The sequence below is a fragment of the Paraburkholderia sp. PAMB 6770 genome, assembly GCF_057748135.1.
Genome location: NZ_CM173238.1, coordinates 3766803 through 3785834 on the forward strand (window position 1 = coordinate 3766803; position 19032 = coordinate 3785834).

The following is a 19032-nucleotide window of genomic DNA, read 5'->3' on the forward strand; positions in this document are numbered from 1 at the left end:
GACAAGGGGAGCACGATGTACAACGCTCAGGGAAAGGTTTCCCAGGCCGAGGTTCTGACGAAGTACGCGCCGCTCGTGCGCCGGCTTGGTCTGCAACTGGTGGCGAAGATGCCGGCGAGCGTCGATCTGGACGACCTGATCCAGGCCGGCATGATCGGCCTGCTCGACGCGGCGAGCCGGTACAAGGAAGACCAGGGCGCGCAGTTCGAAACCTATGCGAGCCAGCGCATCCGCGGTGCGATGCTCGACGAGCTGCGCAGCAACGACTGGCTGCCGCGCAGCCTGCGCCGCACGTCGCGCGAGGTCGAGATGGCGGTGCATCAGGTCGAGCAGTCGCTCGGACGCTCGGCGAGCGAAACGGAGATCGCCGAGCATCTGAAGATGCCGCTCGACGAATACCAGTCGATGCTGCAGGACCTGCATGGCAGCCAGCTCATCTACTACGAGGACTTCGACCGCTCGGCCGACGACGAGCCGTTCCTCGACCGCTACTGCGTCGATCATGCGGATCCGCTGTCGGCGCTGCTCGACGAGAGCCTGCGCGCGGCGCTCGTCGAGGCGATCGAGCGGCTGCCGGAGCGCGAGAAGCTGCTGATGTCGCTCTACTACGAGCGCGGGATGAACCTGCGCGAGATCGGCGCGGTGATGGAGGTCAGCGAATCGCGCGTTTGCCAGCTGCACAGCCAGGCTGTCGCGCGGCTGCGCACGCGGCTACGTGAAATGGCGTGGGCGAAGGCCGAAACCGAGTAAGGCGAGGCGGTGGCGCAGGCATCGGCGCCGCCGCGACAGGTTGTTGACGATGCACGCGACTTGCGCCGTCCGTGGGACGGCGCTTTTTTCAGGGGGCGCGGCGCGCTCGCGAGGTCGCACGATTCACCGCGCGGACTCGCAATGCCAATGCTGAGCGACGGGGCTCGAAAAATGCCTGTCGTACTGCACTGTACAGCGCTCGACGTGTCTCCCGAGCGGCCTTGCGAGGACCACGCCGGTACCGGCGTATTCGCAGGCGACCCAGTCGTCGATGTCCGATTTCGCAAACGTCCAGATGGTGACCGGACCCGTGTCGTTGCGCCGTTCGCCGGACGGCGCGAGCAATGCCCGCTAGTCTGGCGGCCCGCGCCAGAACGTGATGTTGACGAGCGGGTAGGCGTCTTTTGCATCGAGATTCGACCACCCGTCCGGCGCGTTGCCGACGAGATGCTGCGTGACCGGTATCCGGGAAGGGCATGGCGCGTCCGCGTGCACTGCGGCGCGCGACGAAACGGCAGCGGTCGCGAGGGCGATCGCCGCCAGACTTACCCATCGCTGCGGTTTCATGCCTGTTCGACTATTGGACATGCTTGCGGTCGTCCACATCGCCATTGGCTTCGCCCCACCGCGCGCGGATCTGCTCGGGCGTTTCCGGCGGCCACTGGACTCCCAGGCGGATGATGCGGTCGCGGATTTCGACGAGTTTTTTGTAGGTGATCGAATCGGGGGCGACGGCATTCCGGTTGAGATCGTCGGACAATGCGAGTGCGAACGACACGCCGTTCCTGTTCCATGTATTAGGGTTGGCACCGTGGTCGAGCAGATAGTCGATCTGGTCGAGCGAATCGCCCATCAGCGCCTCGTAAAGCGGGGTATTGCGCAGCGAATCCCGCTGGTTGACATCTGCGCCTCGTTCGACGAGCAGTTTGAGTGAGGCGAATGTGGGTTCCTGGACCACAAAGAAGAGGATCGGGACTCGGCCCTCGATCATCGTGTTCGGATCGAGACCGCCGTCGAGCAGCGCGCGCAGGAACTCGGGATGCGGGCTGTTTAGAGCGAAGTCCAGCAGGCTCCCGAAATTCGGCACCTCCTGTTGCGGGTTGGCGCCCGCCTTCAGCAGTATCGGGATCATGGCCAACTGTTTGGGGTCGAGCCTGAGCGCTTCCTGTGCGGCGAAGAACAGCAATGTCATGTGCTTGCGCCCGGGCGTGTCGAGATCGGTGGCGGGGGCAAGTCGCTGAACCTTCTGGATGTCGCCCTCTTCGATGGCTTGGGCAAGCACGAGTTGCTGCCCGGAGAAGAAATCGGTAGCGGGGAATTTTTTCATGGCGCACGCGCACACGCTGCAGCACAACAGCACGATCGCCAGCGCGGTGCGCACGCAGGCCTTACCGGACATGCTTGCGGTCGTCCACATCGCCATTGGCTTCGCCCCACTGCGCGCGGATCTGCTCGGGCGTTTCCGGCGGCCACTGGACTCCCAGGCGGATGATGCGGTCGCGGATTTCGACGAGTTTTTTGTAGGTGATCGAATCGGGGGCTGAGGCGTTGATGTTGATGCGGGTAGACAACGCCGCGGCGAAGGAGAGACCGTTGACGTTCCAGGTGTTGGGGTTGGCGCCGTGATCGAGCAGATAGTCGACCTGATCCAATGAATATGCTGCTAGCGCTTCGTAGAGTGCCGTGTTGCGAAGCGAATCCCGCTTGTTGATGTCTGCGCCTCGTTCAACGAGCAGTTTGAGTGATTCGAACGTCGGTTCCTGGGCCACACAGAAAAGGATGGGCGCATCTCCGTCGATCATCGTGTTCGGATCGAGGCCGCCGTCGAGCAGCGCGCGCAGGAATTCGGGATGGGGTGTGTTGAGTGCAACGTCCAGCAGGCTGCCCAGATTCGGCACTTGCTGTTGCGGGTTCGCACCGGCCCTGACCAGCGCTGTAATCATGGCCAGTTGTTTCGGATCACGCTTGAGTGCTTCCTGCAGGGCGAAGAATAGCAGCGTCATGTGCTTGTGCCCGGGCGTGTTGAGATCGGTGGCAGGGGCAAGTTGCTGAACCTTGTGGATGTCGCCCTCTTCGATGGCCTGGGCGAGCACGAGTTGCTGGCCAGAGAAGAAATCGGTGGCGGGGAATTTTTTCATGATGTTTTTCGCAAAGGGCATCAGCGATAGCAAGAGGGTGACCAGGATGAGCGCAGCAATTCCACGTTTCATGGTGCCAACTCCTGCAGGATCGCCATGTCTTCCTCCTTCTGTTTTTCGATGCCAGCGATTACTTCCTCGATCGCGTGGCGGCTGAGCGGCATGCCGTTGCCAGGTAGGGGATAAGGCGCTCCAATTGCTTCAGGCAGCGGCATAAGGTGCTGGACCGTTGTCAGGATTTCACCGTCGACGTGATATGCGTATACCTTGGATAGCTGTGGTGTGCCTCCATAACGCGCAACCGTTTCCGGGCGTAACCCTGCAGCGTTGAAACTCCAGCAGTCCTTGCCGCTGGCGACCGAAGCCGCCGAGCACAAACCTCCGCCTAACGAATGGCCGGTGATATCAATGGGCATTGCGATATCCAGCAACTTCATCCCGACCTTTACGGCTCTTGCGTAGTAAGCCGAGTCCATATTTAGAGCCTGTAAAGCGTTGTTCGACCAATCGTCAAGACTTGTCTTTTCAGTGCCCTTGAATGCCAGCGTCGGTTTCATGTCCTGGCCAAACACGTTGGGATCGGGCGTATAAAGCTGCGCGCGGAAATTGGTATTGGTGATCTGGAGGTTGCGTGGCGCGAGGCCATACTGCTTCAGCACCCCCGCATCCCCGCTCACATTCCTCCACCCCTGCGGCACCGCCCGCGTCGGGTGATAGACATGATCGGCGAGCCGCGCTTTTTCCACCGCCACGTTATTGATCGCGAGCCGCTGCGCGGCCGCGTTCGCCCGCGCCGACGGCGCCGCGCGTCCGGCTGCCACCCGTTGCTTGCGCTCGGCCCAGCGCTGCGCCTTGGTCGGCGCCGCGGGGGCCGGCGCCGCAGCGGCGCGGGACGAAGCCGCCGTGCGCGCGGGCTTCGCCGGGGCCCGGTGCGGTTCGGGCGTGGCCGTCGCACCGTGGGACACCCGGACGGTCGCCCGTCCGAGCAGCACGTCGACCACCGTCTCCGTGCCGATCTCCCGCGCCGCATCGATCAGATGGTCGCCCGCGAAGTCCAGATCGAGCGACTCGCGCGCATCCACGACCGCCTGCCCAAACCCGACGATGCGTTTCATCGCAAAGCGGGCCTGCGCGCGCTCCACCGGCGACGCCTGCGGGTCGGCCCGCACGATGCCGGTCACCTCCATCACGTCAGCCGTCCCGTACGGATCGAGCCAGCCGGGCAGCCGCGCGGCCACCGATTCCACGCCGCGCGTCGCGCGCAGCTCGCCGAGGCGTGCCCCATGCAGGTCCGGCATCCGCCACGAGACGTCCCAGAGCGCCTGCGCCAGCTTGCCGGTATGCGGCCGCCGGGCAAACCCGACGCGTTCCTTCAGTTCGAAGCGGTGGCTGCGCAGCGTCGCGCAATGCGAGGCAAGTGCGCGCTCCAGCCGGCACGTTTCCTCTTCGTAGCGGCTCACCAGCCGGTCGAATCCGAACGTGTGCGTAAGGGGATGCCGTTCGTCTGCCATCCTGCTTCTCCTCGTTTCCTGACACGGAGAACGCAACCTAGCTTTCCGGGGGGAGGGTGCCTATCGGAGTAATCTGAAAAATGAGGCGGACTTGTCGAGCGTTGTCCAGGACATGCAATGCCGCACGTTCATGCCGCGGCTGGATCGTTGGACAAGGTGCCCGTAGTGGGAACAAGGCAGTGCGTCACGCTTGTCAAGCCATTCACCGGCGCGCCGGCGTCTTCGCTCTGGAGCGAAGGGGCACCTGTCAAGGGAGATCGGGCGTCGAGGAAAGGAGCGGTCATTGCCGCCATTGCCGCGTTTGAAAAGGATGCGATCCCGATCACGCATACGGTAAGCACGGGGCGCTTTATATCAGCCCGGACTGTTGCGGCATCGTAGTGATAGACCGCTGATCGTCCAGCGATGACGATCAGGAAAAGAGGTTTGCTCTTTCCCGGCAAAGGCAAAAACGGGAAGTTCACCGCACAGAGCAAGCGTGGCGATGCACGCTCGGTGGTCGAATGAGCGAGAAATCACCTCGATGGTTCATGGTGGCGGCGATGTCCCTCGCGGCAGCCACGCGTCGATGTCATGTTCTGGTGCGAGGCCGCCTGACAAGACTGTCGGGCATGGTCGAGAGTCCCGTCGCCCAGGCGACGAGGTGCGTCGATCGTCCACGAATGATCATTGAACCGATGGCCCTGTCGAGGCGCGCAGGTATGCAAGCGCCCGCACAGGGCGCTTTCATGGACTTCTTCGGGTTTCAACCCGAGGCAGCGGAGTTACGGCGGCGCGCCGTGAACCGACCGGGCAGGAAAAGAGAGGGAAACAGACGGAAACAGACGGAAACAGACGGAAACAGACGGAAACACGCGCTATCCGGGCAATCGCCCGCGCTCAGAACGCCCGGCCCGGCATGCGTCCGTCCGGGCCATACAGGGCGGGTTTGGGCTGACGTACCTGCAGCACGTTGAGCGCGCGCTGGTTGTACTCCATCCGCGTGCGGATCAGGATGCCGTTGGTCCGGTTCGAGCGGCGCGCGCGCTCGACCGACTGCTGCAGCAGCTTCCATTGGGCGGCGAGCTTCGGGTCGTCGCCGGCCGCCAGTTCGATGCCGGTCCAGCCGCCCGGCAGGCCCATTTCGGCCAGTTGCTCGTCGCGGATCTTTTCGAGCCGCGCGAGCTTGCCGACCAGCTCGGTTTTCTTCTCGACAATGGGCTTCAGCGTGTCGGCCGGATCGACCATCCCGAGCGCCTTCTGCTCGACGGCCAGCACGGAGGCAAACGCTTCGATGGTCGCGTATTCGTCGACGATGGTGGCAAGCAGCGCGTCTTTCATCACAACTCGCATTCACAGCGGCCCGCGCCCGGCGCGGGTCAGGGTTTCAAGGTGTCGCCGTGCGGCGCCCAGCCTCAATTGCCGGTCGCCGGGGCGCGTGTTTGCAGCAGACTGCGGGTGGTTTCGAGCACGCCGTCCGCAATCTTGCCGGGGTCGATCGTCAACGTGCCGTTGGCGATGGCCGACTTGATCGCCTCGACGTGCGCCGTATTGATGTCGCCCGAATCCGACGCCGCCGCGCTGCGCAGATCGGACGACAGGCCGGACAGGCTCACGCTCGCGTCGCCGCCCGCACTCGCGGGGCTCGGCGTGGACGCCGCCGAGCCGGCGCTCGCCGGCGCCGACGCAGCCGAACCGTCCTGCTGGGTGCGCGACGCGCGGCCCGACAGGCTGTCCAGCTTGGAATTGGTGGTGGAATCGATCTTCACGATTGGCTTCCTCAGCTATTTGAGCCTGATAACGGCATGCCGTTAGCCAAACTTTAGCGCAATCCACGTATCCCTTTGTAACCATGTATTTGACCGCGCGGGCTTTTTTGCCCGCACCCGCCCATCGTCCAACCCGCCGCGTCGCGCCTGCCGCGCGGGGTCACATCTGGATCTCCACGGTCGAACTGTCCTTCACGATGCCCATGATGATCTGCCCGTTCGCGGTTTTCACGCGCACCGGCTGGCCCGGCTGCGCGTTGCTGAGCGCGCTGCCTTCGGCGGAAATCGAAAAGCCGTCGCCCTGCGCGACCACATGAACCATCTGGCCGGCGGTCACCTGGGCGGCGTTCCTCAGCATGTCCAGCCGCAGCGGCAGGCCCGCGCCCACGCGCATCAGGGCAATCGCGCCGATCGCCTGCGACGGGGCGGTGACGATCGACATCGGCAGCATCGTCAGGTCGCCGTCGCGCGCAATGATGTCGGCGGCCGACACCACCTCGCCGGGCGCGAGCGTATGGGTGGCCACGTAGTAGGTCGCGTGAATCGACACGTGCGCCTGCAGCCAGACGGTCCACGGATGCGCGCCCGAGCAGCGCACGCCGACCGTGGTCTGTCCCCACAGACGCGCGCCATTCGGCATGAACGGCTGCAGCGCGTCGCAGGCGGCAAGGCCGCGCGGGAAGGCGGGCCTCACCGAGATATCGACCTGGCCGGGCAGACCGACCGCCTGCTGTTGCAAGAAGGCGAGCGCGGCGGCACGGATCGCGTCGCCGTCTTCCTGGCCGGCCGGCGCGGCCGACCATACCTGTGCGCCCGTTTGCACTCCGGCTTGCGCCGGCCGCGCCGCGGCGACGCGCGTGGGGACGGCGACGCGCTGCGCTGCGGCGGGCGTTGCGTGCGCCTGCATGGCCTGCAGCGCCTGGACCAGTTTCGCGCGCTGGTTGGCCTGTTCGAGATCGCGTGCCTGAAACGGCACGGCGGGCGCAGCTCCGCTGGGGACGCCCGGCGCGGCGGCGGCCGTCAGGCGCGGCGTGGCGGCCGGGCGCGGGGGGCTCGCCCCGCTGGCGGCCAGCATGGGCGGCTCGCCGCGCGACGTGAGGCTGTCGAGTTCCGCGCTGGCCGCCTGCGGGGCGGCGGCCGTCGACGGAATCGCATAGGCGGCGCGGCGCACGGTGGCCGGCGCGCCCGCGTTGACGATCACCGGCGTCACCTGGCTTGCGACCATCTGCTGATCGAGATTGACGCGTGTCAACCCCGGGTTGTTCGCGGCGCCGGCCGGCCGCTCGCCGGGGCCGGGGATCACGATCGCGCCGTTCTGGTTCGCCATTGCGCTGAAGCGGTCGGGCGCGCCTTGCGGGCTCACCGCGCCGAACGTCACATGCGGGTTCGCGCTGGCTGCCGCGTGCGCGCCGCCCGAGGTGGCCATGGCCGTCATCCGCGCGAGGTCGGCGGGATTCTGTTCGCCCGGTCCGGGAATCACGATCGCGCCGCCGCTGTCGGCGAACGCGGCCGGCGTCGTCCATGCGCCGGCCGCCGCGCACGCCAGCCAGAAGGCAGCGTGCCGCGCAACGATGCGGCGCAGTAGCTGGCGCACATCGGATTGGGCTCGGGACATCGACGATCTCCAGCGTAAGGCAACGGTACGAATCGCATTCTAGAGAGCACCCGCACTTCGCAAACGCCGAATAGAGGCGACCTTCCCCGGTTATTCCGACGATTGCCGGTTGCAGGCCGACCCTAAGATGCGTCTCATGCAAAAGGCCCTTCGCGGGGTGCGCAGCCAGAGCGCGCGGCGTTTGCGAAGGGTGCGGCGGAACCGCTTTCGGAGAATTTCATGCTCGACAAACTCGATGCCGAACTTGCCTTTGGCCGCCAGGCGCTCGATGTCCGTTCGTACCGGCAGGAGTTGCTGTCGTCGAACATCGCGAACGCGGACACGCCGGGCTACAAGGCGCGCGATGTCGATTTCGCCTCGTCGCTCGCCGGGGCGCTGAAGAAGACCGACGGCACGGGCGGCACCGCCGCCTCGAACAGCTCGACGCTGCCGCTGACGCAGCCGGCCGGCGTCACGTCCGGCATGTCGATGGCGACCACCGACGCGCGCGACATGGCGGGCCGCGCGACGCTCGCGGCGACCGGCGGCACGAGCGACGACTACGGCCAGCTGCAGTACCGCATCCCGGCGCAGCCGGCGCTCGACGGCAACACGGTGGACCTCGACACCGAACGCGTGCAGTTTGCCGACAACACGCTGCATTACGAATCGACGATGACCGAGGTATCGACGCAGATCAAGATGCTGCAGTCGGCCATTACATCGGGATCCTGACGAATTCATGACGACAGCCTGACGGGCAGAAAACGCAGGCCGCACGCACCGCCATCCATCACCGCTACAGGCAGTCATTACGCCGGCGCCGCCGGCACGAGAGGTCAGAGAAGCCATGCCATCCCTGATGAACATATTCAACGTCGCGGGCTCGGCGATGTCGGCCGAGTCGGAGCGGCTGAACGTCACCGCGTCGAACCTCGCGAACGTCGACAGTACGACCGGTCCCGACGGCAAGCCCTACGTGGCCAAGCAGGTGGTGTTCGCGGTCGACCCGCTGGGCGGGGCGCGCACCGCGTCCGGCCAGCAGGTGGGCGGCGTGAAGGTGACCGGCGTGGTCGACGACCCGACGCCGATGAAGACCGTCTACGACCCGGGCAACCCGGCTGCCAATCCGGAAGGCTACGTGACGATGCCGAACGTCGACCCGGTGGAAGAAATGGTGAACATGATCTCGGCCTCGCGCGCCTACCAGGCGAACGTCGAGACGCTGAACACCGCCAAGCAACTGATGCTCAAAGCACTCACGATCGGTACCTGAGGAGCCCCCCCGTGACCAGCTCAACCACAATCGGCAACAACGGAACGACCGTTTCGCAGACGCTGCTCGACACGATGAACGGCACGAGTTCGTCGACGAGCGCGACCGGCAGCTCGTCGACGAGCTCCACGACGTCGGGCGCGAACCTGCAGTCCACCTTCCTGCAATTGCTGATCACGCAAATGCAGAACCAGGATCCGACCAATCCGATGGACAGCTCGCAGATGACCTCGCAGCTCGCCCAGATCGATACGGTGACCGGCATCAGCCAGCTGAACACGTCGCTGTCGTCGCTGTCGACGCAGCTGAACGCGGGCCAGACCTCGCAGGCCGCGATGCTGATCGGCTCGACCGTGCTCGCCCCCGGCAGTTCGATCACCGTGACGAGCGGCAAGACCTCGGACTTCGGCGTGCAGCTCGCGGCCGCCGCGTCGGACATGAAGATCAACGTCGTCAATTCGTCCGGCAAGATCGTCAACACGATCGACCTCGGCGCGCAGCCGGCCGGCACGGTGCCGGTGTCGTGGACGCCGGTCGATTCGAGCGGCAACGCGCTGCCGGACGGCACTTACACGATCACCGCGACGGGCACCGTCAACGGCGCGGCCGGCACCGGCACCACGCTGACCGCGGGCACCGTCGAAAGCGTCGTGCAGGGGTCGAGCGGCGCGCCGAGCCTCGTGCTGTCGAACGGCAGCACGGCCGCGCTGACCTCGGTCGCCGCGGTGCTCTGACGGACCACGCAACCAGATTAGGACTTACCCGCTACGGAGAGCGTCATGGGTTATCAACAAGGGTTGAGCGGCCTGTCGGCTGCATCGAATGATCTGGACGTGATTGGCAACAACATCGCCAACTCGGACACGATCGGCTTCAAGAGCGGAACCGCCGTGTTCGCCGATCTGTATGCGAACTCGGTGGCGACGGCCGTGAACAACCAGATCGGCATCGGCACGCAGCTCGCCGAAGTGCAGCAGCAGTTTTCGCAAGGCACGATCAACACGACCGGCCAGGCGCTCGACGTGGCGATCAACGGCAACGGCTTCTTCCAGCTGTCGGACAACGGCTCGATGGTCTACTCGCGCAACGGCGTGTTCCAGCTGAACAGCAGCGGCCAGATCGTCAACGCGGAAGGCCTGCAGCTGATGGGCTACGCGGCCAACTCGGGCGGCATCATCAACACCGCGCAGACCGTGCCGCTCACGGTGCCCACCACCAATATCGCGCCGACGCCGACCACTGCGATCACCGCGCAGCTGAACCTCGACGCGCAGGACGGGCTGATGCTCGGCACGCCGTCCGTCAACGTGACGACCACCGGCTCGCTGACGAGCGACGGCGCGACGATCACCACCGCGTCGGCCGGCACCAACAACGACACGTATGTGGTCAACTTCACGTCGCCGACCGCCTACACGGTGACCGACCAGACGGCCGGCACGACCTCCGCCTCGCAGACCTTCACCGCGGGCGACGCGATCACGCTCGGCAACGGCGAGAGCGTCACGCTGTCGGGCACGCCCGCGAGCGGCGACGCGGTGACGGTCACGCCGAACCCGACCACGTTCAACGCGAGCAGCTCGTCCACCTACAACTACTCGACCTCGGTCCAGGCCTACGACTCGCTCGGCGGCTCGCAGACGGTCAACATGTACTTCGCGAAGACCGCGTCGGGCACGTGGAACATCTACGCGGGCGTGGCGGGCGGCACGGTGCAGCAGGTCGGCGAGGCGACGTTCTCGTCGAACGGCACGCTCAACAGCGTGCAGCAGGCCACCGTCAATCCGGTCACCGGCGCGGTCACGCTGAGCGCGGCGGCTTCCCCGGGCACGCTCAGCTTCACGATTCCGAACACCGACGGCTCGGGCACGCCGCAGACGCTCTCGCTCGACCTGACCGGCACGACCCAGTACGGCAGCACGGACGGCACCAACAACCTGACGCAGAACGGCTATGCGGCCGGCCAGCTGACGAACTTCACGATCGGCACGAACGGCGTGCTGACCGGCAACTACTCGAACGGCCAGACCGCGTCGCTCGGCCAGATCGTGCTCGCGAACTTCAACAATCCGAATGGCCTCGTCGATCTCGGCAACAACGAGTTCCAGGAGACCTCGCAGTCGGGCGTCGCGCAGATCTCGACGCCGGGCAGCACCAACCACGGCTCGCTGCAGGGCGGCGCGGTCGAGGAGTCGAACGTCGACCTGACCAACGAGCTGGTCAACCTGATCACCGCGCAGCGCAACTATCAGGCGAACGCGCAGACGATCAAGACCCAGCAGACGGTCGACCAGACGCTGATCAACATGTAAGAGCCGCCGGAGCCGAACGCATGACCGACCGTCTGATTTACACCGCGATGTCGGGCGCCGCCCAGGCGCTCGATCAGCAGGCCATCGTCGCGAACAATCTCGCGAACGCGTCGACCACCGGGTTTCGCGCCCAGCTGGAGACGTTTCGCGCGGTACCGTTGTCGTTCGGTGACGGCAGCTCGATCAACGACGACACGACCCGCACCTTCGTGCTGTCGTCCACGCCCGGGGCCGACTATACGCCCGGACCGATCCAGCGCACGGGCAATCCGCTCGATGTCGCGATCGAGGGCGACGGCTGGCTCGCGGTGCAGACGGCCGACGGCAACGAGGCCTACACGCGCGCCGGCAACCTGCACATCGACCAGAACGGCCAGCTCGTCACCGCGACGAACCTGCCGGTGCTCGGCACGGGCGGCCCGATTTCGGTGCCGCCCGGCGCGCAGATCACGATCGGCAAGGACGGCACGGTGTCCGCGCTCGCGGCGGGCGATCCCGCTACCGCGATCGCGCAGGTCGGCCAGCTGAAACTGGTCAATCCGCCGGCGGCCTCGCTCGTGCGCGGCGACGACGGCCTCTTTCGCACCAGCGACGGCAACCCGGCGGACGCCGACCCGAGCGTGACGCTCGTGCCGGATTCGCTCGAAGGCAGCAACGTGAACCCGGTGGCCGCGATGGTCTCGATGATCGACAACGCCCGGCAGTTCCAGATGCAGACGAAGATGCTCGAAAACGCGGACCAGAACGACCAGAGCGCCAACCAGTTGCTCAGTTTCAGCTAACCGGGCGCGCCGTCGCGTACCCAGGAGGACTCACGAAGTGAACCGCTCACTGTATATCGCCGCTACCGGCATGAACGCGCAGCAGTCCGAGATGGACGTCATCTCGAACAACCTCGCGAACGTCAGCACCAACGGCTTCAAGGGCTCGCGCGCGGTGTTCGAGGACCTGCTGTACCAGACGGTGCGCCAGCCCGGCGCCGATTCGACCCAGCAGACGCAGATTCCGTCGGGCATCCAGCTCGGCACCGGCGTGCAGCAGATCGCCACCGAACGCCTGTACACGCAGGGCAACCTGCAGCAGACCGGCAACTCGAAGGATCTCGCGATCAACGGCAACGGCTTCTTCCAGGTGCAGATGCCCGACGGCACGATCGCCTATACGCGCGACGGCTCGTTTCAGACCAACGCGCAGGGGCAGCTCGTCACGTCGAGCGGTTATCCGGTGATCCCGTCGATCACGATTCCGCCGAACGCGACGTCGCTCACGGTCGGCTCGGACGGCGCCGTGACGATCACGCAGCCGGGCACGAGCAATACGCCGCAGATCGGCTCGCTGCAGCTCGCGACCTTCATCAATCCGCCCGGTCTGAACGCGCTCGGCGAAAACCTGTTCGCGGAGACCGCGTCGTCGGGCACGCCGAACGTCACGCAGCCGGGCCTGAACGGCGCGGGCTCGCTCGAACAGGGCTACGTCGAGACGTCGAACGTGAACGTCGTGCAGGAACTGGTGAACATGATCCAGACGCAGCGCGCGTACGAAATCAACAGCAAGGCGGTGACCACATCCGACCAGATGCTGCAGACGCTCTCGCAGATGCAGATCTGAGCGGACGGACCAACCGGCGGTAGGGAAACACGATGTCGCAATTCCATTTCAATCCGGCTATCGGCGAGGCGCGCAGCGCGCTTCTCGCCACCGCCAGCGTGCTCGCGCTGGCGCTGGGCGGCTGTGCGCTCGCCCCGCGCCAGCCGATCGTGCAGCAGCCGATGACGGCCGTGCCGCCGATTCCGCCGCACGACCAGACACCCGGCTCGATCTACAACCCGGGCTATGCCGGCCGGCCGCTGTTCGAGGACCAGCGACCGCGCAATGTCGGCGACATCCTGACCATCGTCATTTCGGAAAACATCAACGCGACCAAGTCGTCGGGCGCCAACACGAACCGCTCGTCGGGCACCGCGTTCTCGACGACGAGCGCCGGCTTCCTCGGCGGCCTGTTCGGCAAGATGAACCTGAATTCGACGGGCTCCAACGTGTTTTCGGGCACCGGCGGCGCGAACGCGTCGAACACGTTCAACGGCGTGATCACCGTCACCGTGACCAACGTGCTGCCCAACGGCAACCTCGTCGTGAGCGGCCAGAAGCAGATGCTGATCAACCAGGGTAACGAATTCGTGCGCTTCTCGGGCGTGGTAAATCCGAACACGATTTCAGGGCTCAATTCCGTGTACTCGACCCAGGTCGCCGACGCGAAAATCGAGTATTCCGCGAAGGGCTATATCAACGAGGCGGAGACGATGGGCTGGCTGCAGCGTTTCTTCCTCAACGTCGCGCCGTGGTGATCATGCGTTCCGCTCTCCTGCGCCGCTTCGGCTTCGCCTGCCTGATCGCCGTGCTTGCATGCGGCGTGCTGCCGCGCACCGCGCGCGCCGAACGGCTGAAAGATCTGGTGGCGATCATGGGCGTGCGCGACAACCCGCTGATCGGCTACGGGCTCGTCGTCGGCCTCGACGGCACGGGCGACCAGACCACGCAGACGCCGTTCACGACGCAATCGCTCGCGAACATGCTCGCGAACCTCGGCATCTCGATCAACAACCAGTCGGCGGGCGCGGGCAACAACGCGACGTCCTCGCTCACCAGCATCCAGCTGAAAAACGTCGCGGCGGTGATGGTGACCGCGACGCTGCCGCCGTTCGCGCGTCCCGGCGAAGCGATCGACGTCACCGTGTCGTCGCTCGGCAACGCGCAAAGCCTGCGCGGCGGCACGCTGCTGCTCACGCCGCTCAAGGGCGCGGACGGCGCCGTCTACGCGCTCGCGCAGGGCAACGTGGTGGTGGGCGGCGCGGGCGCCTCGGCCAACGGCAGCCGGGTGCAGGTCAACCAGCTTGCGGCCGGACGCATCAGCGACGGCGCGCTCGTCGAGCGCTCGGTGCCGACCAGCGTGATGCAGAACGGCACGATGCAGCTCGAACTGAACGACATGGATTACGACACCGTGCAGCGCGTCGTGTCCGCGATCAACAGCGCGTTCGGCGAGGGTGTCGCGACGCCGCTCGACGGCCGCACGATCCAGCTGCGCGCGCCGACCGACCCGGCGCAGCAGGTGCAGTTCATGGCGCAGCTCGAAGACCTGCAGGTGACGCCGGCGCAGCAGGCGGCCAAGGTGATCCTGAACGCGCGCACCGGCTCGATCGTGATGAACCAGATGGTCACGCTCGACAACTGCGCGGTCGCGCACGGCAACCTGTCGGTGGTGGTCAACACGCAGCCGGTGGTCAGCCAGCCGGGCGCGTTTTCAAACGGCCGCACCGTGGTGGCGCGGCAATCCCAGATCCAGCTGAAGCAGGACAGCGGCGCGGTGAAGTACGTGCACGCCGGCGCGAATCTGGCTGACGTCGTGAAGGCGCTCAACGCGCTCGGCGCGACGCCGGCCGATCTGATGTCGATCCTGCAGGCGATGAAGGCGGCGGGCGCCTTGCGCGCCGACCTCGAAATCATCTAAGGAGCCGCGATGACGGGCGATCCCATTTCCGGTGGCAACGATCTCACGCAGCGCTTCGCGCTCGACGTCGACGGCTTCGACAGCCTGCGGGCCAAGGTCGCGGCATCGCCCGCCCAGGGCGCGAAAGTCGCGGCCCGCCAGTTCGACGCGACGTTCATCTCGATGATGCTCAAGAGCATGCGCGATGCGACGCCGCAGGACAGTCCGCTCGACTCGCGCGACACCGCGCAGTACACGTCGATGCTCGACGAGCAGCTCGCGCAGCAGATGTCGAACAAGGGGATCGGCGTGGCCGACGCGATGCTCAAGCAGCTGCTGAACAACGCGGACATCAAGGCGGGCGCCGGCGGCACCAGCGGCAGCGGTACCGGCGCGACGCTCGATGCGCTCGCGCGTGCTTACGACAATCCCGAAGCGAACGGCGAGCTCGCCGACGGCGTCGGCTTTTCCCGCAACAGCGCGCTCACGCCGCCGCTGCACGGCAACGGCTCCGCCAACGTCGACGCGTTCGTCGACAAGCTCGCCGCATCCGCGCAGGCCGCCAGTGAAAAGACTGGCGTGCCGGCGCGCTTCATCATCGGCCAGGCGGCGCTCGAATCGGGCTGGGGCAAGCGCGAAATCATGCGCCCGAACGGCAAGACCAGCTACAACGTGTTCGGCATCAAGGCGACCCCGGACTGGACCGGCAAGACGGTCGAGACGCTCACGACCGAATACCGCAACGGCCGCCCGCACCGCGTGGTCGAGAAGTTTCGCGCGTACGACTCGTATGACGAAGCGATGGCCGATTACGCGTCGATGCTGAAGAACAATCCGCGCTACGCGCAGGTGCTCAACAACTCGCACGATGCAGCCGGCTTCGCGATGGGCATGCAGCGCGCGGGCTACGCAACCGATCCGCATTACGCGCGCAAGCTGATGTCGATCATGCAGCGCATGAGCTGAAGGCGTGCCCGGGCCTGCGCATCGCGCAGGTCCGGGCCGGATGCGACGGGGCCATGTCGCACAAGAAGACGGTGCCGCCGGCAGCCCGCAGGCTGCCGGCGAAGCCGCCCAGGCCACTTCGCCGGGTGGTCCCGATGCCGCTTCTCGCGGCCCTTTTTCTCCGCCCGGATCGCGGTGCGAGCCCTTGCCGCACGGCGATTTAACGTTTGCGTCAAAAAAAACCCCCGGGATACCCTAAACTTTGGGTTCCGACTGCCGCTATTCAGTCAGATCTTAATACCGGGGTCACAGTCCCGGCCAGACGCGCGTCACGGGCCCGGCGCAGATCCTCGGGCGCGGGGCCGCGAGAAACATGCTTACCGGCAAGCCCATGGATACCTCAGAGACGAACGGCCAGACGGATGGCTCTTCCGAGCCCGGCAATGATTTCGGACGCCGCAACCCGCTCGAAATCGGTGTCCAGTTGCGCAACCTCGTCAATCGCGGCGATTTCCTGACGGCGCAGTACAAGGGGGGGCAGCTCGTTACCCGGATCCTCGACGTCGACGTGCGCGGGCGCACCTTCACGTTCGACTGGGGCGCGCTTGCCGACCAGAACCGCGGCCTCGTTGCGTCGCCGCGCTGCACGTTCCATGCGCAACCCGAGGGCGTGCGGGTCGAGTTCACCACCGCCTCGCCGCGCGAAACCCGCTTCGAGGGCCGCTCCGCGTTCGAGGCGGACTTTCCCGAGGTGCTGTACTACGTGCAGCGGCGCGAGTTCTTCCGCGTCGATGCGCCGCTGCTCGATCCGTACACGTGTACCGGCCGCCTGCCCGACGGCGAGCGTTTCCGCTTCGAAGTGCACGACCTGTCGCTCGGCGGCGTCGGCATGCGCACGACCGACACGCGCGCGGCCGAACTGCCGACCGGCTGCGTGCTGGAGGACTGCGAGCTCACGCTTGGCGCGCAGGGAACGTTGTCGCTCGATCTGGAGCTCGTGTCGTTTCGCGCGGTCGAATTGCCGAACGGCACGCAGCGCTACCAGCTCGGCATGCGCTTCGTGAGGCTGCCGGGCAGCGCCGAAAACACGCTGCAGCGGCTCATCACCCAGCTCGAAATGAAACGGCGCGCGCTCGCGCGTCCGTGATCCGCGCGGCGGGGCTTTGCGCGCCGCCGCCCGCTGTGCGTCAACCCTCAATTTTGCGGCGGCTGCGCCGTTATACAGGATGTGATGGCAACTCGGCGGGCGCGTTGCCAGTTCTTCAGGATGACGCATGTCCAGCAACCTCATCAATATCGGTCTCAGCGGGCTCAATGCCGCCCAGTGGGGACTGACGACGACCAGCGAGAACATCAGCAACGCGACCACGCCGGGCTACGATGTCGAGCGGCCCGTCTATGAAGAGAGCGCGGGCCAGTACACGGGATCCGGATATCTGGCCCAGGGCGTGTCGACCACGACGATCCAGCGTGCGTACAGCCAGTATCTGAACACCGAGCTGAACAACGCGCAGTCGCAAAGCGGCGCGCTGAGCGCAAACTACACGATGCTCTCGCAGCTGAACAACCTGGTCGGCAGCCCGACCTCGGGTATTTCCACTGCGATCACGAGCTATTTCACCGGGCTGCAGAACGTGGCCACCGGCGCGGCGAACAGCGCGACGCGGCAAACGGCGATCAGCGACGCGCAGACGCTCGCGAGCGAGCTGAACAGCGTCGGCGCGCAGTACGACCAGATGGGCCAGAGCGTGAACACGCAGATCTCGTCGACGGTGGCGCAGATCAATACGTACACCGCGCAGATCGCGACGCTGAACCAGCAGATCGCCGCCGCCAGCTCGCAGGGCCAGCCGCCGAACCAGCTGCTCGACCAGCGCGACGAGGCGCTGTCGAACCTGTCGTCGCTCGTCGGCGTGCAGGTCGTGCAGAATTCGAGCGGGGACAACGTGTTCCTCGCCAACGGCCAGCCGCTCGTCGCCGGCACGACGAGCTACAACCTCGGCAGCGCGCCGTCGCCGTCGAATCCGGCCGAGACCTCGGTGACTTACCTGGGCGCGGCGGGCACCACGCCGTCGGCCGCGACGACGCAGTACCTGTCGGACTCGGTGATGCAGAACGCGGGCGGCACGCTCGGCGGCCTGATCCAGTTCCGCACGCAGTCGCTCGATCCGGCGCAGGCGCAACTCGGCGCGATCGCCACCAGTTTCGCGTCGCAGGTGAACAGCCAGAACGAACTCGGCCTCGACCTGAACGGCAATCCGGGAACCGCGCTGTTCTCGGTGGGCACGCCGCAGACGATCGCGAACACGCAGAACACGGGCACGGCGTCGCTCAGCGTATCGTTTGCCAATGCGTCGTCGCCGACCACCGGCACCTACACGCTCTCTTACGAAAGCGGCACGTATACGCTCACCGACAACCAGACCGGCGACGTCGTCGGTTCGGCGGCCAACCTGTCCCAGCCGATCGACGGCCTGAACTTTTCGTTGTCCGGCACGATGAATTCCGGCGACTCGTTCACCGTGCTGCCGACGAGCGGCGCGCTCGACAGTTTCGCGCTCACCACCACCAGCGGCTCGGCCATCGCCGCCGCCTCGCCGGTGCTGGCGACGGCCAGTTCGAGCAACACGGGTAGCGCCACGATCAGCGAAGGCGCCGTGTCGGCCGGCTATTCGCTGCCGTCCGGCACGACCACGCTCACGTACAGCTCGACCTCGGGCGGACTGACGGGCTTCCCGGTTGGCTCGACGGTGACCGTGAACGGCACCAGCACGTCGATCACGTCGGCCACGACGGTGGTGCCGTATTCGCCGTCGAGCGGCGCGGCGATGACGATCTCGACCACGCCCGCGACCGCCGGCTCGATGAACGGCATCAGCCTGACGCTGAGCGGCACGCCGGCCAACGGCGATACGTTCACGATCGCGGCGAACAGCGGCGCGCAGAGCGACGGCCGCAATGCGACGATCATGTCGAACCTCGTCAGCGCAACCGCGTATGGCGGCGGCACGACGACGCTCACCACCGCGTATGCGAACTACGTGAATACGGTGGGCAACGAAACGAATGCCGTGAACGCGTCGAATACCACGCAGACTGCGCTCGTGTCGCAGATCACCTCGGCGCAGCAGTCGGTCTCGGGCGTGAACATCAACGAGGAAGCGGCGAACCTGCTGCAGTACCAGCAGCTTTATCAGGCCAACAGCAAGGTGATCCAGACGGCCGATACGCTGTTCCAGACCATTCTCGGCATCTTCCAGTGAGGCGTTGA

19 protein-coding genes and 1 pseudogene are annotated in these 19032 nt (G+C 66.0%); 13 read left to right on the forward strand and 7 right to left on the reverse strand.

Annotated features, from left to right (window positions below; genetic code table 11):
• The first annotated feature begins 15 nt into the window (after positions 1 to 15).
• On the forward strand, positions 16 to 750 hold the full coding sequence (locus tag AC3AP7_RS17070; RefSeq protein WP_475767082.1) for an RNA polymerase sigma factor FliA: 735 nt from the start codon (positions 16 to 18) through the stop codon (positions 748 to 750).
• A 123-nt stretch (positions 751 to 873) separates the two neighbouring features.
• On the opposite strand, the pseudogene AC3AP7_RS17075 reads toward AC3AP7_RS17070, so the two are convergent.
• The 4 genes and pseudogenes from AC3AP7_RS17075 to AC3AP7_RS17090 all read right to left on the reverse strand — a co-directional run bounded on the left by AC3AP7_RS17075 (position 874) and on the right by AC3AP7_RS17090 (position 4399).
• Positions 874 to 1362, reverse strand: a pseudogene (locus tag AC3AP7_RS17075) (STY0301 family protein).
• The gene (locus AC3AP7_RS17080) at positions 1328 to 2149 is read right to left on the reverse strand and encodes an ankyrin repeat domain-containing protein (RefSeq protein WP_475767079.1); all 822 of its coding nucleotides are present in this window, start codon (positions 2147 to 2149) and stop codon (positions 1328 to 1330) included. The pseudogene AC3AP7_RS17075 and the gene AC3AP7_RS17080 overlap by 35 nt, the downstream one beginning before the upstream one ends.
• The gene (locus tag AC3AP7_RS17085) at positions 2139 to 2960 is read right to left on the reverse strand and encodes an ankyrin repeat domain-containing protein (RefSeq protein WP_475767077.1); all 822 of its coding nucleotides are present in this window, start codon (positions 2958 to 2960) and stop codon (positions 2139 to 2141) included. The genes AC3AP7_RS17080 and AC3AP7_RS17085 overlap by 11 nt, the downstream gene beginning before the upstream one ends.
• Complete coding sequence (locus AC3AP7_RS17090) at positions 2957 to 4399, reverse strand: Tle-like phospholipase domain-containing protein (RefSeq protein WP_475767075.1); 1443 nt, start codon at positions 4397 to 4399, stop codon at positions 2957 to 2959. Before AC3AP7_RS17090 ends, AC3AP7_RS17085 begins: the two co-directional genes overlap by 4 nt.
• Before the next feature lie 117 nt (positions 4400 to 4516).
• Here AC3AP7_RS17090 and AC3AP7_RS17095 point away from each other — a divergent pair, with 117 nt between their 5' ends.
• On the forward strand, positions 4517 to 4780 hold the full coding sequence (locus AC3AP7_RS17095; RefSeq protein WP_475767072.1) for a BPSL0067 family protein: 264 nt from the start codon (positions 4517 to 4519) through the stop codon (positions 4778 to 4780).
• A 498-nt stretch (positions 4781 to 5278) separates the two neighbouring features.
• Here the strand turns inward: AC3AP7_RS17095 and AC3AP7_RS17100 are convergent, their stop codons facing one another.
• The 3 genes from AC3AP7_RS17100 to flgA form a co-directional block, all read right to left on the reverse strand.
• A complete protein-coding gene (locus AC3AP7_RS17100) occupies positions 5279 to 5719 on the reverse strand; it encodes a flagella synthesis protein FlgN (protein ID WP_475767070.1) in 441 nt (146 codons plus the stop codon).
• A gap of 74 nt (positions 5720 to 5793) precedes the next feature.
• The gene (flgM, locus tag AC3AP7_RS17105; RefSeq protein WP_475767068.1) at positions 5794 to 6147 is read right to left on the reverse strand and encodes a flagellar biosynthesis anti-sigma factor FlgM; all 354 of its coding nucleotides are present in this window, start codon (positions 6145 to 6147) and stop codon (positions 5794 to 5796) included.
• Between the two features lie 160 nt (positions 6148 to 6307).
• Positions 6308 to 7762, reverse strand: a complete 1455-nt coding sequence (gene flgA, locus AC3AP7_RS17110; protein ID WP_475767066.1) for a flagellar basal body P-ring formation chaperone FlgA — start codon at positions 7760 to 7762, stop codon at positions 6308 to 6310.
• A gap of 219 nt (positions 7763 to 7981) precedes the next feature.
• Between flgA and flgB the strand changes: the two genes are divergently transcribed.
• The 11 genes from flgB (at position 7982) to flgK (ending at position 19024) form a co-directional block, all read left to right on the forward strand.
• Positions 7982 to 8476, forward strand: coding sequence for a flagellar basal body rod protein FlgB (flgB, locus tag AC3AP7_RS17115; RefSeq protein WP_475767064.1), 495 nt, complete (start codon positions 7982 to 7984; stop codon positions 8474 to 8476).
• 115 nt (positions 8477 to 8591) lie between these two features.
• Positions 8592 to 9017, forward strand: coding sequence for a flagellar basal body rod protein FlgC (flgC, locus tag AC3AP7_RS17120; protein ID WP_475767062.1), 426 nt, complete (start codon positions 8592 to 8594; stop codon positions 9015 to 9017).
• Between the two features lie 11 nt (positions 9018 to 9028).
• Positions 9029 to 9751, forward strand: coding sequence for a flagellar hook assembly protein FlgD (locus tag AC3AP7_RS17125; RefSeq protein ID WP_475767059.1), 723 nt, complete (start codon positions 9029 to 9031; stop codon positions 9749 to 9751).
• A gap of 45 nt (positions 9752 to 9796) precedes the next feature.
• Complete coding sequence (locus AC3AP7_RS17130; protein WP_475767056.1) at positions 9797 to 11329, forward strand: flagellar hook protein FlgE; 1533 nt, start codon at positions 9797 to 9799, stop codon at positions 11327 to 11329.
• Between the two features lie 20 nt (positions 11330 to 11349).
• On the forward strand, positions 11350 to 12111 hold the full coding sequence (gene flgF / locus AC3AP7_RS17135) for a flagellar basal-body rod protein FlgF (RefSeq protein WP_475767054.1): 762 nt from the start codon (positions 11350 to 11352) through the stop codon (positions 12109 to 12111).
• A gap of 37 nt (positions 12112 to 12148) precedes the next feature.
• Positions 12149 to 12937, forward strand: coding sequence for a flagellar basal-body rod protein FlgG (gene flgG / locus AC3AP7_RS17140; protein ID WP_475767052.1), 789 nt, complete (start codon positions 12149 to 12151; stop codon positions 12935 to 12937).
• A gap of 32 nt (positions 12938 to 12969) precedes the next feature.
• Positions 12970 to 13674, forward strand: a complete 705-nt coding sequence (gene flgH / locus AC3AP7_RS17145) for a flagellar basal body L-ring protein FlgH (protein ID WP_475767049.1) — start codon at positions 12970 to 12972, stop codon at positions 13672 to 13674.
• Between the two features lie 2 nt (positions 13675 to 13676).
• Positions 13677 to 14837 (forward strand): flagellar basal body P-ring protein FlgI, encoded by a 1161-nt coding sequence (locus AC3AP7_RS17150; RefSeq protein ID WP_475767046.1) that lies wholly within the window; start codon positions 13677 to 13679, stop codon positions 14835 to 14837.
• A 9-nt stretch (positions 14838 to 14846) separates the two neighbouring features.
• On the forward strand, positions 14847 to 15782 hold the full coding sequence (flgJ, locus tag AC3AP7_RS17155; protein WP_475767043.1) for a flagellar assembly peptidoglycan hydrolase FlgJ: 936 nt from the start codon (positions 14847 to 14849) through the stop codon (positions 15780 to 15782).
• 370 nt (positions 15783 to 16152) lie between these two features.
• Positions 16153 to 16908, forward strand: a complete 756-nt coding sequence (locus AC3AP7_RS17160) for a flagellar brake protein (RefSeq protein ID WP_475767041.1) — start codon at positions 16153 to 16155, stop codon at positions 16906 to 16908.
• 127 nt (positions 16909 to 17035) lie between these two features.
• Positions 17036 to 19024, forward strand: coding sequence for a flagellar hook-associated protein FlgK (gene flgK / locus AC3AP7_RS17165; RefSeq protein WP_475767038.1), 1989 nt, complete (start codon positions 17036 to 17038; stop codon positions 19022 to 19024).
• Positions 19025 to 19032: the final 8 nt, after the last annotated feature.

Excerpts from the sequence above, each read along its gene's own strand:
- AC3AP7_RS17080 (WP_475767079.1), bottom strand. The coding sequence starts at position 2,149 with ATGTCCGGTAAGGCCTGCGTGCGCACCGCGCTGGCGATCGTGCTGTTG.
- AC3AP7_RS17070 (WP_475767082.1), top strand. The coding sequence starts at position 16 with ATGTACAACGCTCAGGGAAAGGTTTCCCAGGCCGAGGTTCTGACGAAG.
- AC3AP7_RS17085 (WP_475767077.1), bottom strand. The coding sequence starts at position 2,960 with ATGAAACGTGGAATTGCTGCGCTCATCCTGGTCACCCTCTTGCTATCG.
- flgB (WP_475767064.1), top strand. The coding sequence starts at position 7,982 with ATGCTCGACAAACTCGATGCCGAACTTGCCTTTGGCCGCCAGGCGCTC.
- flgF (WP_475767054.1), top strand. The coding sequence starts at position 11,350 with ATGACCGACCGTCTGATTTACACCGCGATGTCGGGCGCCGCCCAGGCG.
- AC3AP7_RS17095 (WP_475767072.1), top strand. The coding sequence starts at position 4,517 with ATGCCGCACGTTCATGCCGCGGCTGGATCGTTGGACAAGGTGCCCGTA.
- flgC (WP_475767062.1), top strand. The coding sequence starts at position 8,592 with ATGCCATCCCTGATGAACATATTCAACGTCGCGGGCTCGGCGATGTCG.
- AC3AP7_RS17100 (WP_475767070.1), bottom strand. The coding sequence starts at position 5,719 with ATGAAAGACGCGCTGCTTGCCACCATCGTCGACGAATACGCGACCATC.
- AC3AP7_RS17160 (WP_475767041.1), top strand. The coding sequence starts at position 16,153 with ATGGATACCTCAGAGACGAACGGCCAGACGGATGGCTCTTCCGAGCCC.
- flgH (WP_475767049.1), top strand. The coding sequence starts at position 12,970 with ATGTCGCAATTCCATTTCAATCCGGCTATCGGCGAGGCGCGCAGCGCG.
- AC3AP7_RS17150 (WP_475767046.1), top strand. The coding sequence starts at position 13,677 with ATGCGTTCCGCTCTCCTGCGCCGCTTCGGCTTCGCCTGCCTGATCGCC.
- AC3AP7_RS17130 (WP_475767056.1), top strand. The coding sequence starts at position 9,797 with ATGGGTTATCAACAAGGGTTGAGCGGCCTGTCGGCTGCATCGAATGAT.
- flgA (WP_475767066.1), bottom strand. The coding sequence starts at position 7,762 with ATGTCCCGAGCCCAATCCGATGTGCGCCAGCTACTGCGCCGCATCGTT.
- AC3AP7_RS17090 (WP_475767075.1), bottom strand. The coding sequence starts at position 4,399 with ATGGCAGACGAACGGCATCCCCTTACGCACACGTTCGGATTCGACCGG.
- flgK (WP_475767038.1), top strand. The coding sequence starts at position 17,036 with ATGTCCAGCAACCTCATCAATATCGGTCTCAGCGGGCTCAATGCCGCC.
- flgJ (WP_475767043.1), top strand. The coding sequence starts at position 14,847 with ATGACGGGCGATCCCATTTCCGGTGGCAACGATCTCACGCAGCGCTTC.